Origin of the sequence: Chromobacterium sp. LK11 (assembly GCF_001043705.1) — a bacterium.
In the GTDB taxonomy this organism is placed as follows: Bacteria; Pseudomonadota; Gammaproteobacteria; order Burkholderiales; family Chromobacteriaceae; genus Chromobacterium; species Chromobacterium alkanivorans.
On sequence record NZ_LDUR01000011.1, the window covers coordinates 38983 to 55271 of the forward strand.

General features: G+C 65.6%; 13 protein-coding genes and 2 tRNA genes. 12 read left to right on the forward strand and 3 right to left on the reverse strand.

Going from position 1 to position 16289, the window contains the following annotated elements; translation table 11 throughout:
- Positions 1-98: 98 nt before the first annotated feature.
- From VK98_RS07270 to VK98_RS07320, 11 genes are all read left to right on the forward strand, one after another.
- Positions 99-1229, forward strand: coding sequence for a homogentisate 1,2-dioxygenase (locus tag VK98_RS07270; RefSeq protein ID WP_048413418.1), 1131 nt, complete (start codon positions 99-101; stop codon positions 1227-1229).
- A gap of 184 nt (positions 1230-1413) precedes the next feature.
- The gene (locus tag VK98_RS07275; RefSeq protein ID WP_048413419.1) at positions 1414-2397 is read left to right on the forward strand and encodes a fumarylacetoacetate hydrolase family protein; all 984 of its coding nucleotides are present in this window, start codon (positions 1414-1416) and stop codon (positions 2395-2397) included.
- A complete protein-coding gene (maiA, locus tag VK98_RS07280) occupies positions 2390-3034 on the forward strand; it encodes a maleylacetoacetate isomerase (RefSeq protein ID WP_048413420.1) in 645 nt (214 codons plus the stop codon). The genes VK98_RS07275 and maiA overlap by 8 nt, the downstream gene beginning before the upstream one ends.
- Positions 3035-3191: 157 nt before the next feature.
- Positions 3192-3267: transfer RNA gene (locus VK98_RS07285), tRNA-Phe, on the forward strand.
- Between the two features lie 25 nt (positions 3268-3292).
- Positions 3293-3368, forward strand: a tRNA-Phe gene (locus VK98_RS07290).
- Between the two features lie 99 nt (positions 3369-3467).
- Positions 3468-4358, forward strand: a complete 891-nt coding sequence (locus tag VK98_RS07295) for a LysR substrate-binding domain-containing protein (protein ID WP_048413421.1) — start codon at positions 3468-3470, stop codon at positions 4356-4358.
- Between the two features lie 226 nt (positions 4359-4584).
- A complete protein-coding gene (locus tag VK98_RS07300; protein ID WP_048413422.1) occupies positions 4585-6153 on the forward strand; it encodes a BCCT family transporter in 1569 nt (522 codons plus the stop codon).
- Positions 6150-8162 carry a CocE/NonD family hydrolase gene (locus tag VK98_RS07305; RefSeq protein WP_048413423.1) on the forward strand — a complete coding sequence of 671 codons (2013 nt, stop codon included), beginning with the start codon at positions 6150-6152 and terminating at the stop codon, positions 8160-8162. The genes VK98_RS07300 and VK98_RS07305 overlap by 4 nt, the downstream gene beginning before the upstream one ends.
- Before the next feature lie 26 nt (positions 8163-8188).
- On the forward strand, positions 8189-8458 hold the full coding sequence (locus VK98_RS07310; RefSeq protein ID WP_048413424.1) for a hypothetical protein: 270 nt from the start codon (positions 8189-8191) through the stop codon (positions 8456-8458).
- Positions 8459-8734: 276 nt separating this feature from the next.
- Positions 8735-9091 carry a carboxymuconolactone decarboxylase family protein gene (locus VK98_RS07315; protein ID WP_048413425.1) on the forward strand — a complete coding sequence of 119 codons (357 nt, stop codon included), beginning with the start codon at positions 8735-8737 and terminating at the stop codon, positions 9089-9091.
- A gap of 92 nt (positions 9092-9183) precedes the next feature.
- Positions 9184-9981, forward strand: coding sequence for a Cof-type HAD-IIB family hydrolase (locus tag VK98_RS07320; RefSeq protein WP_197082993.1), 798 nt, complete (start codon positions 9184-9186; stop codon positions 9979-9981).
- 67 nt (positions 9982-10048) lie between these two features.
- Here the strand turns inward: VK98_RS07320 and ptsG are convergent, their stop codons facing one another.
- The 3 genes from ptsG to VK98_RS07335 form a co-directional block, all read right to left on the reverse strand.
- Positions 10049-11812: a PTS glucose transporter subunit IIBC gene (gene ptsG / locus VK98_RS07325; RefSeq protein ID WP_048413426.1), complete on the reverse strand. Its 1764-nt coding sequence runs from the start codon at positions 11810-11812 to the stop codon at positions 10049-10051.
- 92 nt (positions 11813-11904) lie between these two features.
- The gene (gene ptsP / locus VK98_RS07330) at positions 11905-14424 is read right to left on the reverse strand and encodes a phosphoenolpyruvate--protein phosphotransferase (protein ID WP_048413427.1); all 2520 of its coding nucleotides are present in this window, start codon (positions 14422-14424) and stop codon (positions 11905-11907) included.
- 468 nt (positions 14425-14892) lie between these two features.
- Positions 14893-15279 carry a DoxX family protein gene (locus VK98_RS07335; protein WP_019103721.1) on the reverse strand — a complete coding sequence of 129 codons (387 nt, stop codon included), beginning with the start codon at positions 15277-15279 and terminating at the stop codon, positions 14893-14895.
- 105 nt (positions 15280-15384) lie between these two features.
- Between VK98_RS07335 and VK98_RS07340 the strand changes: the two genes are divergently transcribed.
- Complete coding sequence (locus tag VK98_RS07340) at positions 15385-16269, forward strand: LysR family transcriptional regulator (protein ID WP_048413428.1); 885 nt, start codon at positions 15385-15387, stop codon at positions 16267-16269.
- Positions 16270-16289: the final 20 nt, after the last annotated feature.

The window sequence follows — 16289 nt, forward strand, 5'->3', positions numbered from 1 at the left end:
GTTGCGGCTGCGGAAGCGAAACGCGCCGCGCCGTCGCTCAAGCCCGCGCTTCATCGATGCCATCCCGCCGCCCGGGCGGCGGGAGTGAAGGACACATCATGCGTAAATGGATTCAGTACCCCCATCGCGAAGGCACCGTCTCGCGCCAGGCCCACGCCGATTTCCCGGACGCGGCCATCTACGAGCGCGAAGTGGGGCGCAGCGGTTTTTTCGGTCCCGCCACTCATCTGCACCACAAGCATCCGCCCACCGGCTGGAGCGCCTGGGAGGGCCCGCTGCGTCCGCGCGCCTTTGACCTGAACGAGCTGCCCAAGAACGTCGCCGCGCCCTGGGCGGCGCCGCTGGTGCTGCACAATGCCCAGTGCAAGCTGCGCATCTGGAGCGTGGATCAGCCGATGACCCAGCTGTTCCGCAACGGCGACGGCGACGACATGCTGTTCATCCACGCCGGCAGCGGCGAGTTGTTCTGCGATTACGGCCATCTGAGCTATCGCGACGGCGACTACATCCTGATGCCGCGCTCCACCAGCTGGCGCATCGAGCCGGCCGCGCCCACCACCATGCTGCTGATAGAGGCCAGCAACGGCGCCTACCAGTTGCCGGACAAGGGCCTGGTCGGGCCGCACGCCATCTTCGACGAGGCGATGCTGGACGTGCCGGCCATCGACGACGCCTTCCGCGCGCAGCAGACCGAGGACGAGTGGCAGGTGGTGATCAAGCGCCGCGGCGCGCTGTCCACCGTGACCTACCCGTTCAATCCGCTGGACGCGATAGGCTGGCACGGCAACCATTCCGTCGCCCGCATCAACTGGCGCGACATCCGGCCGCTGATGAGCCATCGCTACCACTTGCCGCCGTCGGCGCACACCACCTTCGTCGCCGACGGCTTTGTGATCTGCACCTTCGTGCCGCGGCCGATAGAGTCCGATCCCGGCGCCTTGAAGGTCCCGTTCTATCACAACAACGACGATTACGACGAAGTGATCTTCTACCACGCCGGCGACTTCTTCAGCCGCGACAACATCAAGCCCGGCATGCTGACCTTCCACCCGGCGGGCTTCACTCACGGGCCGCATCCCAAGGCCTTCGCCAAGGCGATGACGAACCCCAAGACCTTTACCGACGAAGTGGCGGTGATGATAGACGCGCGCGACGCGCTGGAGCAGGGGCCGCAGATGCCGGAGGTGGAGTGGGCCCAGTATGTGGACAGCTGGAAACCCAAGCCCTGATTGTTTGAGTTCATTTCTACTGCGCAGGCTGATCTCGAAACTGTGATGCTCGCGGTACCAGTTGTACCGCTGCGCTTCTCGTTTCGACCTCAGCCCGCTCGCGACGAAATGCTCCTCAAACGAAGCTTTCATGTCATACCGTATCACTGGAATTTCAGCTGCCCAGCTGCAGAAAGAATAGAAGATGAAACTCGCCACTTATCAGAATCAAACCCGCGACGGCCAGTTGTTGGTCGTCAGCCGCGACCTGTCCCGCGCGGTGGCGGTGCCGCAGATCGCCGCCAGCCTGCAACAGGCGCTGGACGGCTGGGACGCGCTGGCGCCGCGGCTGCAGGAGGTCTACGCCGCGCTCAACGCCGGCGAGGTGCCGGGCGCCTTTGCCTTCGAGCCGCAACGCTGCCACAGCCCGTTGCCGCGCGCCTATCAATGGGCGGACGGCAGCGCTTACCTGAACCACGTGGAACTGGTGCGCAAGGCGCGCGGCGCGGAAGTGCCGGCCAGCTTTTATCATGATCCGCTGATGTATCAGGGCGGCTCCGACGCTTTCCTGCCGCCGCTGGCGCCGATACCGCTGCGCGACGAGGCCTGGGGGCTGGACTTCGAAGGCGAGGTGGCGGTGATCACCGGCGACGTGCCGTTGGGCGCCGACGCCGCCGCCTGCGCCGGCCGGATCCGCCTGCTGATGCTGGTCAACGACGTCAGCCTGCGCAATCTGATTCCCAACGAGCTGGCCAAGGGCTTCGGCTTCTTCCAGAGCAAGCCGGCCACCGCCTTCTCGCCGGTGGCGGTGACTCCGGACGAGCTGGGCGCGGCCTGGCGCGACGGCAAGGCGCATCTGCCGCTGCTGGTGGAGTACAACGGCGCGCCTTACGGCCATCCCAACGCCGGCGTGGAAATGCAGTTCAGCTTCCCGCAGCTGGTGGCGCACGTGGCCAAGACCCGCGAACTGGCCGCCGGCTCCATCATCGGCTCCGGCACCGTGTCCAATCACGACCGCAGCGTCGGCTCCTGCTGCCTGGCGGAGCAAAGGATGATAGAGACCATAGAGAGCGGCGCGCCGACGACTCCGTTCATGAAAGTGGGCGACCGCGTGCGCATCGAGATGAAGGACGCCGCCGGCGCCAGCGTCTTCGGCGCCATCGAACAGACCGTGGTGAAGCATGACTGAGCGCGTGCTGTACGGTTATTTCCGCTCCAGCGCCGCCTACCGGGTACGCATCGCGCTGAATCTCAAGGGGCTGGATTACCGTTACCAGCCGGTCAATCTGCTCAAGGGCGAGCAGCGCAGTCCCGACTACTTGGCGATCAACCCGCAAGGCCTGGTGCCGCTGCTGGACGACGGCGGGGTCAAGATCGCGCAGTCGCTGGCCATCTGCGAGTACCTGGACGAAGCCTATCCGGATACGCCGCGGCTGCTGCCGGCCGGCGCGGCGGCGCGGGCGCGGGTACGCGCGCTGGCGCTGGCCATCGCCGCCGACATCCACCCCTTGCAGAACACCCGGGTCGGCAAGTATCTGCAGACCGAGTACGGCAAGGACGAGGAGGGCAAGGCGGAGTGGATACGGCACTGGATCCGCACCGGCTTCGACGCGCTGGAGCAACTGCTGGCCGAATCGCCGAGCCGCTACGCGGCGGGCGAGCAGCCTACGCTGGCCGATGTCTGCCTGCTGCCGCAGGTGTTCAGCGCCCGCCGTTTCGGCGTGGACCTGACGGCCTATCCGAACATCGCCCGCGTTGCGGACGCGCTGGAGCAGCTGCCGGCTTTCGCGGACGCGCACCCGTCCCGCCAGCCGGACGCGATCTGATCTAAGTCTTTGATCCGGCGGGCCGGTCGTTTGGAGCGACCGGCCCGCTTGTTTTTCCAGCGCGGCGGCCTCTCGTTTTTTTGCAATTATTCCTTGACTCTGAATTCGTCCTCTGATTAAATGCGTGGCTCTGACGGCGCGACAGCGCAGCAGTGATGGCCAGTTAGCTCAGTTGGTAGAGCAGCGGATTGAAAATCCGCGTGTCCGTGGTTCGATTCCGCGACTGGCCACCATCACCGCCTTGCTTCAGCACCCGTCGGCCAGTTAGCTCAGTTGGTAGAGCAGCGGATTGAAAATCCGCGTGTCCGTGGTTCGATTCCGCGACTGGCCACCAGATACCTGAAAAGCCGAACTCATCGAGTTCGGCTTTTCGCATTGCGGTGGCAGTTCGCCCCGGACCTGGTTCTGGCCGGGCGCATGTCATAATGCGGCGATGAAACCGCTGCCTCCCCTGTATACCCTGATCGCCTTCGAAGCCGTGGCCCGGCTCTCCAGCTTTACCCTGGCCGCCGCGGAGCTGAATCTGTCGCAAGGCGCGGTCAGCCGCCAGTTGCTGCTGCTGGAGGACTACCTGGGCTGCAAGCTGCTGCAGCGCGGCACCCGCAAGGTGGAGCTGACCCCGGCCGGCGCGCAGTATCTGGACGAGGTCCGCGCCGCCTTGGAGCAATTGGTCGCGGCCACCGCCAGTCTGATGCATTGGCAGCAAGACAAGCAGGTCACGGTGGCCTGTTCCACCGCGATCGCCTCCTTATGGCTGATGCCCCATCTGTCCGCCTTTCGCCAAGCGCAGCCGGATCTCTCCATCCGCATCCTGGCCAACGATGATGTCCAGGAATTGCAGGCGGGCGAATTCGATCTCGGCGTTTACTATTTCCGCCAGCCCCCCAGGACGGCCAATGCGGTGGCCTTGTTCGATGAACAGATGTACGCGGTCTGCAGCCCGGCTTACTTGCCGGCCGGGCCGGCGTCGGCGACGGCCTTGTTGGACGAGACGCTGATCACCATGGATGGCGGCCTGCGGGACTGGTTCAACTGGCCGCAATGGTTTGCCGCCCAAGGCATCGCCTGGCGGCCGGCGGCCAGGCAGTTGAGCGTGACCAATCACCACTTGGCGGTGCAGGCCGCGCTGGCCGGGCAGGGGGTGGCGTTGGCCTGGGCGCATCTGATCGACAGCTATCTGGCCAGCGGCGCGCTGGTGATGGCGGCGGACGCCAAGGTGATGATGAGCGGCGCTTTTTATCTGCTTCGGCCGGAGCGGCGGCAACTCAAACCGGCGACCCGGCTGTTCGCCGACTGGCTGGCCTCGCTGGTGGTGGCGCCATGACGGCGGCAGGGAGGAGCGGGCGTCTCCGCGGTGTGCGGCTGGCGCGTGCGGATTGATGAGCGCGCAACATAGATCTATCTAAAACTATCGTTTGTCCCGGGCGGGATGTATCGCCGACACTGGCCAGGCCAGGGCAGAAGCCCCGGCCTGCCTGCAAGCCGCGCCGGCTTTAGATCGGCAGCCCCCGGGGCGACAGCGGCGGCAGGCTCCATAGAGGAGACCAACCATGCATCGCCATCATCGCATCAAGCCCCTGGTGTTCTGGCCCACTTTCTTACTGCTGCTGGCGGCCTTGCTGCTCAGCTATCTCGACCTGCCCGCTTTTCTCCACCTGGCCAGCGGCGCCAACAAATGGATACTCGGCCACTTTTCCTGGTTGTTCAGTCTGGCCAGCTTCAGCTTGCTGCTGACCTGTGGCTGGGTCTATTTCTCGCCGATAGGCAAGCTGCGCATTGGAGGCGAGGCCGCTCAACCGCTGCTGGGCCGCAAGCGTTGGTTCGCCGTCACCTTGATGACCACCATGGCGGTGGGGGTGCTGTTCTGGACTTCGGCCGAGCCGATTTACCACCTGTACTACCCGCCGGCGGCGTATGGCCTGAGCGCCGGCAGCGCCGAAGCCGCCAGTTTCGCCATGTCGGCGATGTTTCTGCACTGGACGTTTACCCCTTACGCGATTTACACCGTGCCGGCGCTGTTGTTCGGCCTGGTGTTTTACAACCTCAAGCTGCCGTTCTCTGTGGGCAGCATGTTGCAGCCCTTGCTGGGGCGCCGGGTGGGCGGCCGCAGCGGGCACTTGATAGACGCGCTGGCCTTGTACGCCTTGGTGGCCGGCATGGCTTCCAGCCTAGGCACCGGCGCGCTGGCGCTGGTGGGCGGCATCAATCAATATCTGCCGCTGCCCGCCAGTCCGTTCAGCCTCGGGCTGGTCATCGCCGCCATTGTGGTGACCTTTGTCTGCTCCGCGCTCAGCGGCCTGCAGCGCGGGCTGACCTGGTTGTCCAGCATCAATACCTGGATCTTGCTGGCGTTGGCCGGCTTTTTGCTGATCTTTGGGCCCACCACCTTCATCCTGGCGTTTGGCCTGGAATCGTTCGGCAACTATCTGAACCAGTTCTTCCGGCTAAGCCTGTCCACCGGCGCCGCCAGCCAGGACGGCTGGGCCGGCTCCTGGACCATTTTCTACTGGGCGGTATGGTTTGCCTGGGCGCCGATCAGCGCCATGTTTCTGGGCAAGATCTCCCGCGGCTACACCGTGCGCGAAGTGATTGTGATGAATTTGCTGCTGCCGGCCGGCTTTACCGCGCTGTGGATCATGATTTTCAGCGGCACCGCCCTCTCCATAGACCTGGGCCAGGCCGGCCTGCTCAAAAACGTGCTGGAGCAGCAGGGCGTGGAGAATGTGCTGTACACCATCATCCGTCAGCTGCCGATGAGCGAAATCATGGTGGCCGCGGTGGTGTTCATCGCCTTTCTCAACTACGTCACCGCGGCGGACAGCAATACCGACGCCATCAGCAATTTGTGCACCTCCGGCTTTTACGCCGACAGCGCCGAGAAAGCCGGCAAGAGCATGAAGATCGTGTGGGGGGGCGTGATCGGCCTGGTGTCCTGGGTGATGACCAGCTACGCCGGCGGCGTCGACGGCGTAAAAATGATGTCCAATCTCGGCGGCCTGCCGGCCTTGCTCATCGTCATGGGCTGCATGCTGTCGCTCATCGCTCTGGTGAATTCCGGCAAGCTGGAGCGTCTGTCAGCTAGCGAGGCGTCCGCGGTCGCCAAGGAGTCTCAGTCATGAAAACCATTACTCAGTTTCCGCACGCCATTCGGGAAGTGGAGCACTTCACCATCACGCTAGCCGACGGCTGCCGACTGGCGGCGCGGATGTGGCTGCCGCAGGACGCCGAAGCCAGGCCGGTGCCGGCGATCCTGGAATACCTGCCTTATAGAAAACGCGACGGCACCGCGGTGCGCGATCAGCTGACCCACCCGTATTTCGCCGGCCACGGCTACGCCTGCCTGCGGGTGGATATGCGCGGCTGCGGCGAATCCGACGGCGAGTTCGTCGATGAGTACCTGCGGCAGGAGCAGGACGACGCCTTGGAAGTGATCGCCTGGATCGCCGCGCAGCCCTGGTGCAGCGGCAAGGTCGGCATGATGGGCATTTCCTGGGGCGGCTTCAACAGCCTGCAAGTGGCCGCCCGCCAGCCGGAGGCCTTGAAGGCCGTGATCACCTTATGCTCCACCGATCATCGCTACGCCGACGACATCCATTACAAGGGCGGCGCTTTATTGCTGGAGAACCTGGGCTGGGCCGGCACCATGCTCAGTTACTGCGCCGCCGCGCCCGATCCGCTGCTGGTGGGCGAGGCCTGGCGCGAACGCTGGCTGCAAAGGCTGGAGCGGATGCCGCTGCTGCTCAAGACCTGGCTGAGCCACCAGACCGACGATGACTATTGGCGGCATGGCTCCATCTGCGCCGATTACGGCGCCATCAAGGCCGCCGTCTACGCGGTGGGCGGCTGGGGCGACGCCTACCACAACGCCGTCGGCCGGATGATGCAGCAACTGAGCTGCCCGAAAAAAGCGCTGATCGGCCCGTGGGCTCACAAGTACCCGCACTTCGCGGTGCCGGATCCGGCGATCGGTTTTTTGCAGGAAGCGCTGCGCTGGTGGGACTACTGGTTGAAGGATGTCGACACCGGCATCATGGCCGAAGACCCGGTGACGCTGTATCTGCAAGACGCGGCGCCGCCGCAAGCCAGCTATGCCGAGCGTCCGGGCGTCTGGCTGCGCGATCCGGCCTGGCCGAGCCCGCATGTCCGCCTGCAGCAATGGGGGCTGGGCGCCGACGGGGCGTTGCGGCCGGGGGCTTCCGATGCCGGCGAGCTTGGCATCCGTTCGCCGCTGAGCACCGGCGCCGCCTGCGGCGAATATTGCGTGATCTGGCTGGGGCCGGAGTTTCCGCTGGATCAGCGCCGCGACGACGCCGGTTCGCTGGTGTTCGACAGCCGGGCGCTGGAGCGGGAGCTGCCGCTGTTGGGCGCGCCGCTGCTGCGGCTGCGTTTGAAGTGCGATAGCCCCAGCGGTCAACTGGCGGTGCGGCTCAACGACGTGGCGCCGGACGGGGCGGCGACCCGCATCAGTTACGGGGTGTTGAATCTGGCCTTGCGCGACGGCTATCAACAGCCGCAGGCGGTGACGCCGGGCGAGTGGATGGAGATTCGGCTGCAACTGGACGATTGCGGCTACCGTCTGCCGGCGGGCCATCGGCTGCGGCTGAGCGTTTCCAGCGCCTACTTCCCGCTGATCTGGCCGGCGGCCGATCATGCCCGGCTGAGCTTGGACTTGGCCGGCGCCGAGCTCAGCCTGCCGGTGCATGACCTGAGCACCGAGGCGGCGCAACCGTTTGCCGCGCCGGAAGCCGCGCCGCCGTTGGCCCTGAGTTATTTGCGTCCTCCCGCCAACAGCCGAGAAATCATCGAGGACGCGATGAGCGGGGAGGTGCGCACCGTGATCCGCGACGATTTCGGCCACTATCGTTTTGACGACCACGGCTTGGAAGTGGCGCAAAGCTGCGAGGAAATCTACCGCATTCTGCCCGATCGGCCCTTGTCGGCCAGCGGCGCGGTGAAGTGGAGCTATAGCGCGGGTCGCGGCGATTGGCGGGTCAGAGTGGACAGCGAGTTGACGCTGACGGCGGACGCCGGCCGGTTTCGCATCCAGGCGCGGCAAAGCGCCTGGGAGGGGGAGCAGTTGCTGCTGCGGCGGGAGTGGGACGAGGATGTGCCGCGCCGCGTCCAATAGGGCGGGACTCCTCAAGGAGGGGCGTCATGATGTGGTATGACTGGATAGGGCTGATCGGCGTGTTTTTCTATCTATTGGCCTACAGCCTGCTGCAATGGAGGCTGGTGGACCTGAGCGACTACAGCTACAGCGGCTTCAATCTGATGGGCGCGGTGCTGCTGTTGATCTCGCTGTGCTATGCCTTCAATCTGGCGTCCTTGCTGGCGCAAGTGCTGTGGATAGTCGTCAGCCTGGTGGGCATGCGCAAGACGCGCAAGGAGCGTTTGCTGGCCTTGCCGGGAAGAGGGGAGGCTTAGAACCTGTTTACGATCTGCTGCGCTGCGGCGATACGACGTTGAAACCCGCTTCGAAATGCTCATGTACCACGTGTACATTCCGCTTTTTCGCTAGTTTTCGCCTTGTCTCGCCCTTGCTCGCGAGACTTTGAACAGGCTCTTGGCGCTGCGGGCAGGCCGGCCATGCGATCCGCCCACAGAGCTTGGGGTTTGGCCTGGGGTCCGCCGTGCGGCTTGCTTTTATCTTTCAATATATGATTAAATATAATATATATTGTTATGTCGAGGAGACCAGTCATGAGCCAGCATTACCCCGATCTAAGCGCGGAACTGGGCGCGGAGTTGAGCAAGCTGCGCAAGGAAATCCCGGAAACCATGAAGGGCTTCGGCCAGATGAGCCGCGCCGCGCACGCCGACGGCGCCTTGTCGAACCGGACCAAGGAGCTGATCGCGCTGGCGATAGGCATCGCCAACCGTTGCCATGGCTGTCTGGCCTTTCACGCCAAGGCCTTGGTGGAACTGGGTTGCAGCCGCGCCGAATTCATGGAGATGTTGCAGGTGGCTATCTATATGGGCGGCGGCCCGTCCTTGATGACGGCGGCGGAGGCCTTGCAGGCCTATGAGCAGTTTGGCGGCGAGGCCGCGCCCAACTGATCCCGGTTCGGAGCAGAAAGCGTCCGCTCGCATTGATGGGCAGCGCCGCCGGCCGCGCGTATAATGTGCGCTTCTGTTGTCGCGGGAGTTTGATGGTGTATCACTTCATCGCATCCGATCTGGATGGCACCTTGCTGGACCCCAATCACGCGGTGGACGATTTCACCGCTAGCACCTTGCAGGCCTTGCAGGCGCGCGGCGTGCGGTTCGCCATCGCCACCGGCCGCCATTATCTGGACGTGCAGGGCATTCGTCAGGCGCTGGGCATCCGCGCCCACCTGATCACCTCCAACGGCGCGCGGGTGCATGATCCCGACGACAAGCTGGTGCATCGCCAGGATATCGATCCCGTCCTGGTGCGCCGGCTGGCGCAGCCGGAGTTCGCCGCCGGCACCGTGCTGAACTTCTATCTGGACGACGCCTGGCTGATCGATCAGCCCTGCCAGTACCTGCTCAATTTCCACGCCGATTCCGGCCTGCGCTATCAACTGGCCGACCTGGCCGGACACAGCGGCGCGGGCGTCGGCAAGGTGCTCTACATCGGCGAGCACGCGTATCTGCTGGAAGTGGAGCGCAAGCTGCACCAGGCTTTCGGCGACGAGCTGTACATCACCTTCTCGGCCGACGACTGCCTGGAAGTGATGGCGCCCGGGGTGTCCAAGGGCCACGCGCTGGAGCTGGTGTTGGCGGATCTGGGCCTGGACAAGGCGCATTGCCTGGCTTTCGGCGATGGTCAGAACGATATCGAGCTGCTGCGCACTGCCGGCCACCCGCGGATGATGGGCAACGCCCAGGCGCGGCTGGCCGAGCAATTGCCGGATGTGCCGCGCATAGGCAGCAATCGCGAGGCCGGCGTGGCGCGTCATCTGCGCGAGTTGTTCGCCTTGTAGCCTAGACGGAATCCCAATAAAAAACGCCAGCGCTCGCGCTGGCGTTTTTGCATGGTTTTGAGTCGGCTCAGCTTTGCAGCGCCTGCGCCAGGCCGGCGGCCCGGTCGCCGACGATCAGGTGCCAGACGCCGGGAGCCACTTCCTGCATCGCCGCCACGCCGGCCGCGCGAGCGGCGTCCTGATTGAACAGCGCGGCCTGTTTCAGCTCCACGCGCAAGCGGGTATGGGCGATGGCTTCCACCTTGGCCAGATTGGCCGCGCCGCCCAGCGCCTGGCGCAACGCCGCGGCCTGGTTCTGATCGGCGGCGGGCGTCGGCGCCGCGGCGGGAGCCGCCGGAGCCGGCGCGCTGGCCGGGGCGTCGATTTCGGCGTCCGCGCCGGCGCCGCGCAGATAGATTTCCATATCGGTTTTCAGGTTTTCCGACTGCGGGCCGAAGATGGCCTGGATGCCGTTGCCTACCACCACCACGCCGGAGGCGCCCATGCTCTTGAGCTTGGCCTGGTTGACCTTGGCCGGCTCGCGCACCGCGATGCGCAGCCGGGTGATGCAGGCGTCCAGGCTGCTGATGTTGGAGCGGCCGCCAAAGGCCAGCACCAGTTCGCGCGCGCGCGCATCCTCGCTGACCGCCGCGCCGGCGTCGGCGCTCTCGTCTTCGCGGCCCGGAGTCTTCAGGTTGAACTTGGCGATGACGAAGCGGAACACCCCATAGTAGATGGCCGCGTAGATCGGGCCGAGGATGAACACGTACCAGGCGTGCTTGGCCTTGTCGCCGATCAGGTTGAACATCAGGAAGTCGATGCCGCCCTGGGAGAAGGTGAAGCCCATGTGCATGTCCAGGGTGTTGGCGATGAATTGCGCCGACGCCGCCAGGCAGGCATGGAGGAGGTAGAGCACCGGCGCCACGAACAGGAAGGAGAATTCAATCGGTTCGGTAATGCCGGTCAGGAAGGAGGTCAGCGCGGCGGAAATCATGATGCCGCCCACTTTGACGCGGTTCTCCGGCTTGGCCGAATGCCAGATGGCGATGGCCGCGGCCGGCAGGCCGAACATCTTGAACAGGAAGGCGCCGGACAGGATGCCCGCGGTGGGGTCGCCGGCGAAGAAGCGGTTGATGTCGCCATGGATCATCTTGCCGCTGACCGCGTCGGGGAAGGCGCCGATTTCAAAGAAGAAGGGCACGTTCCAGATGTGGTGCAGGCCGAAGGGCAGCAGCAGCCGTTCGACGAGGCCGTAGACGGTGGCGGCGGTGCGCGGGTCGCTGACCGCGGCCCACTGCGAGAAACTCTTGATGCCGTTGCCTATCGGCGGCCAGATGAAGGATAGCGCCACGCCCAGCGCGATGGCGCTGATGGCGGTGATGATGGGCACGAAGCGCTTGCCGGCGAAGAAGCCCAGGTATTCGGGCAGCTTGATCCGGTAGAAGCGGTTGAACATATAGGCCGCCAGGCCGCCGGCGAGAATGCCGCCGAACACGCCGGTCTGTATCGACGGCAGGCCCATGATGGTGTCGGGCTTGACTCCCATCAGGCCGGCCATCACCCCCAGGGTGACGGTGGTGACCAGATGGCCGATCACGGCGGCGATCGCCGCCACGCCGTCGTTTTCGGTGAAGCCCAGCGCCACGCCGACGGCGAAGATCAGCGGCAGATTGCCGAAGATCACGTCGCCGGAGTTTTTCATCAGCGACAGGATGGCCAGCGCGACGGTGTTCTGGGTGTGGAAATCGGTGGCGCCTATGCCCAGCAGCAGGCCGGCCACCGGCAGCACGGCTACCGGCAGCATCAGCGCCTTGCCGATCTTTTGCAGAAATGCGAATGATTGACTAAACATGGTGGTTCATTCCTTGCTCAACAGCGTAGGAAATAGCGGGCGGCGCGCTCGCCGCCCCACATCGCTCCGGATGGCCGGAGATTCTCTTGCGTTTATCTGGCTTGCGCGTTCAGGTGTTCGCGGACTTCGCTCGCCGTGGACAGGGCCAGCGCCTGTTGCGCCAGGGTCCGGCACTCCTCCGCGCTCCAGCGCGACAGCGTGGCCTTGACCGCGGCCAGCGCCGGGGTGCTGACCGACAGCTCGGTGACGCCCATGCCCACCAGCAGCGGCGCGGCGCGCTCGTCTGAGGCCAGGCCTCCGCAGATGCCCACCCATTTGCCGTGGGCGCGCGCGCCGTCGCAGGTCATCGCTATCATCGCCAGCACCGCCGGGTGCAGCGCGTCGGCCTGCTTGGCCAGCTGCGGGTGGCCGCGGTCCATCGCCAGCACGTACTGGGTCAGGTCGTTGGTGCCGATGGAGAAGAAGTCCACTTCCGGCGCGAAGCGCGCGGCCATGACGGCGGCGGACGGCACTTCCACCATGATGCCCACCTTGACGTCTTGCCGGCCGCTGGCGGCTTGCTCTTCGGCCAGGACGGCTTTGGCGGCGCGCAGCTCGTCCAGCGAGGCCACCATCGGGAACATGATGTGCAGGCGGGTCAGCGGCGCGGCCTGCAGGATGGCGCGCAACTGGGTGCGCAGCAGGTCCGGACGCTCCAGGCTGACGCGGATGCCGCGCAGGCCGAGGAAGGGGTTGTCCTCCTTGGGCAGCGGCAGATAGGACAGCGGCTTGTCGCCGCCCACGTCCAGCGTGCGCACCACCAGCGGTCGTTCCGCGCCGAGCGCGCGGGCCACCGCGCAGTATTCCTCCGCCTGTTCCTGCTCGCTGGGCGGGGTGTCGCGGTTGTCGAACAGGAACTCCGAACGCAGCAGGCCCACGCCTTCGGCGCCCTTGGCCACCGCTTCGCGCGCGTCGGCGGCGTTGCGGATATTGGCCACCACTTCGATGCGGACGCCGTCGCTGGTGCGCGCTTCGCGCTGCGACATCGCCGCCTCGGCGGCGCGGCGTTCCGCGATCTGGGCGATTTCCGCCTCGGCGCTGGCCAGTTGTTCGGCGTTAGGCGCGATGCGCAGCGTGCCGCGACCGCCGTCGATGATGACCTGTTCGCTGTCGGGCAGAGCCAGCGCGGCCTGGGAGATGCCGCAGATCGCCGGGATGCCCAGCGAACGCGCCAGGATGGCCACATGGCTGGTGGCGCCGCCGGTGCGGGTACAGAAGCCCAGCACTTTTTTGGGGTCCAGCGCGGCGGTGTCGGACGGGGTCAGGTCTTCCGCGATCAGGATGGAGCCGGCCGGCACGTCCAGGCTGGCCTGCTTGACGCCGGCCAGCAGCGCCAGCACGCGGCGGCCCACGTCGCGGATGTCGTTGGCGCGTTCGCGCAGCAGCGCGTTGTCTTGCGCTTCCAGGCGCGCGGAGTAGGAGCTGAAGGCGGCGCGCCAGGACCAGGCGGCGGACTTGCCGTCGGCCAGGCCGGCGTAGGTTTGCGCCAGCAGGTCCGGGTCTTGCAGCAGTTCCTGGTGCATGGACAGGATGGCCTGCTTGGCGGCGTCGGTCAGCTGGCTCTTGACCGCGTCGATCTGCTGGGCGGCTTCTTCGGTGGCGCGGGCGAAGTGCTGTTGCTCCAGGCTGGCGCCCTGGCCGAATTCCGGCACGTCGAACTCCTGCAGCCGGTGATGATAGACGCGGCCGATGGCCAGGCCGGGAGAGGCGCCGACGCCGACCAGCAGCTCGGCGCTTTCCTGTTGCTGGGCGACGGCGGCGATGGGCGCCGGCGCGGCCGGCGCTTCGTCCTCGGCCTCGCCGCAACGGTCCAGCAGCAGCTGGGTCAGCTCGGCCAGCGCCTGTTCGGCGTCCGCGCCGGCGGCTTCGATGCGCACCTTGTCGCCGTTGCGGGTGGACAGCCCCATCACGCCGACCACGGACTTGGCGTTGGCGGACTGTTCGCCCAACAGCAGGTGGATGTCGGCCTGGAAGCTTTTCGCCTTGCTGGCGAACACCGCGGCCGGGCGGGCGTGCAGGCCGGCCGGGTTGGTGATTTCAATGTCCGGCGACAGCAGCTTGGCGCCGCCGGCGGCCGGCGCCGCGGCGGCGGCCGCGCCGGCCAGTTCCAGCTCCAGCACCGCGGTCTTGCCGGCCTCGGCCAGGCCGCTGGCTTGGTGCATGGCGCTGACGGTCTGGTCGCCGTTGGTGATGATGATCTGGGTCAGCAGGCTCTGCGCGTTGCGCGCCACCAAATCCAGATTGAAGTCGATCAGCGCCTGGCCGGCGCTGACGCGTTGTCCTTGTTCCACCAGCGGCTGGAAGCCCTGGCCTTTGAGCATGACGGTGTCGATGCCGATGTGCACCATCACTTCCACGCCTTCGGGCGAGGTGATGGTGAGCGCGTGGTGCGCGGAATGGAGGTTGCTGACGACGCCGGAGACCGGCGCGAGCAGACTGCAGGAAGTGGGGTCCAGCGAGATGCCGTCTCCCACCATCTTGCCGGCGAACACCGGATCCGGGACGGAGTCCAGGGCGACCAGCCACCCGGAGAGGGGGGCGAGGATCTTCAGTCTTGGCAAGGGTGTGCTCATATGTAACTCCTCAGATCGGGAATTTATCAGTTGTTTTATTACGAGCGTCGGCCTGCTTCTTCATGAGCGGTTCCGCGTGGCGTGCCGGATAGGGTACACCGTACGGATAGGCCTGTCTTGATTCGATGGCGCTGTGACATTCATGGCGCCGCAACAGTACAGACGCTTACTGTCCAACTGGCGATATGATGCCAATATTGTAGTTTAACTACATCGAAATAACGGTGCAGCTTGATGGCAATCAAGAAATTGCGCAAGTAGGAATTCACGTATTTGCACTAGTACGCGCGTCGGCGGCGGGGAAGGGAGCGGGGCGGCCGCGGCGGGGATTGATTTTGCGCGCCAAAGAGGAGGCCTTGGCGGCGCGCGCGACAGCCGGCCGGCTGTTGCATTTTTGTTGTGCGATAAATGGAAAACGGCGGCCCATCGGAGGGCCGCCGTCTTGGGCGAGCGGGAGACGCCGCCGTGTCAGGCCTGGCGCTTGTTGTCGCCGAGGAAGAACAGGGCCAGCGAGCCGGCGATCAGGAAGGCCGGGTACTCCCAGCCGCCGCCTTCGTTGGCGAACATCCAGCCGTGGGCGCCGTGCACCAGCACGATGGTGCCGAGCAGCAGCGGGGTCAGCGCCAGCGCCACCCAGCGGGCGAAGAAGCCGGACAGCAGCAGCAGGCCGCCGCCGACTTCGGCCAGGATGGCCAGGTAGCCGACGAAGCCGGGCAGGCCCAGGCTGGCGAAGTAGCCGGCGGTGCCGGCCGGGGTGAACACCAGCAGCTTGAGCAGGCCGTGGGACAGATACATCAGGCCCAGCGACAGACGCAGGATCAGGGTGCCGAGGGCGGGGTTCTGGAAGCGGTTCATGGTGTGGGTTCCAATCAAGTTTGCGATGGAGTGCATTTGACCATGTAGAGAAAACTCAATAAATCCGCTATTAATAAAAATATTGTTTACCAATAGGAAATGATCATGGACCGCTTTTCGGAAATCCGCGCCTTCGTCTGCGTGGCGGAACTGGGCAGTTTCGCCGCCGCCGCCGAGCGGCTGGAGCTGTCGCGGGCGATGGTGACCAAGCTGGTGTCCAGCCTGGAAGGGCGGCTGGGGGTGCGGCTGATGCACCGCACCACGCGGCGTTTGTCCTTGACCGAGGCGGGGGAGACCTATCTGGGCCAGGCCGGCGGCCTGCTGGCCGAGCTTGACGATCTGGACGCCCGCTTATCGCACGGCGCCAGCAGTCCGGTGGGGCGTTTGCGGGTGTCGGCGCCGGTGTCCTTCGGCATGCGCTACCTGGGGCGCGTGGTGGCCGGTTTTCACCAGCAGTATCCGCAGATCGAAGTGGAACTGAACCTGAACGACAGGCGGGTGGACCTGGTGGAAGAGGGCTTCGACCTGGGGCTGCGGGTGTCGAATCTGTCGGACTCGTCCCTGGTGGCGCGCCGGCTGGCGCGGATACGCGACCTGGTCGTCGCCGCGCCCAGCTATCTGCAACGCTGCGGCACGCCGGCGACGCCGGCGGAGCTGGCCGAGCATCAATGCCTGTTGTACGCGCTGACCGCCCAGCCCAATCTGTGGGATTTCACCGCGCCGGACGGCAGCAGCGGCCGGGTCAAGGTCAAGGGCATGCTGCGCGCCAACAACGGCGACATCCTGACCGACGCCGCCGTCCACGGCATGGGGGTGATTCTGCAGCCGCGTTTCCTGGTGGAGCAGGGCTTGGCCGAGGGCACCCTGGTGCCGCTGCTCGGCGATTACGACTGGCACTGCCTGGACCTGTCCGCGGTCTACCCGGCGCGGCGGCACGTGCCGGGCAAGGTCAGGGCCTTCGTCGATTATCTGCAGCAGTTTTTCCAGTAGCGGCGGCGCGTATCGGTCGG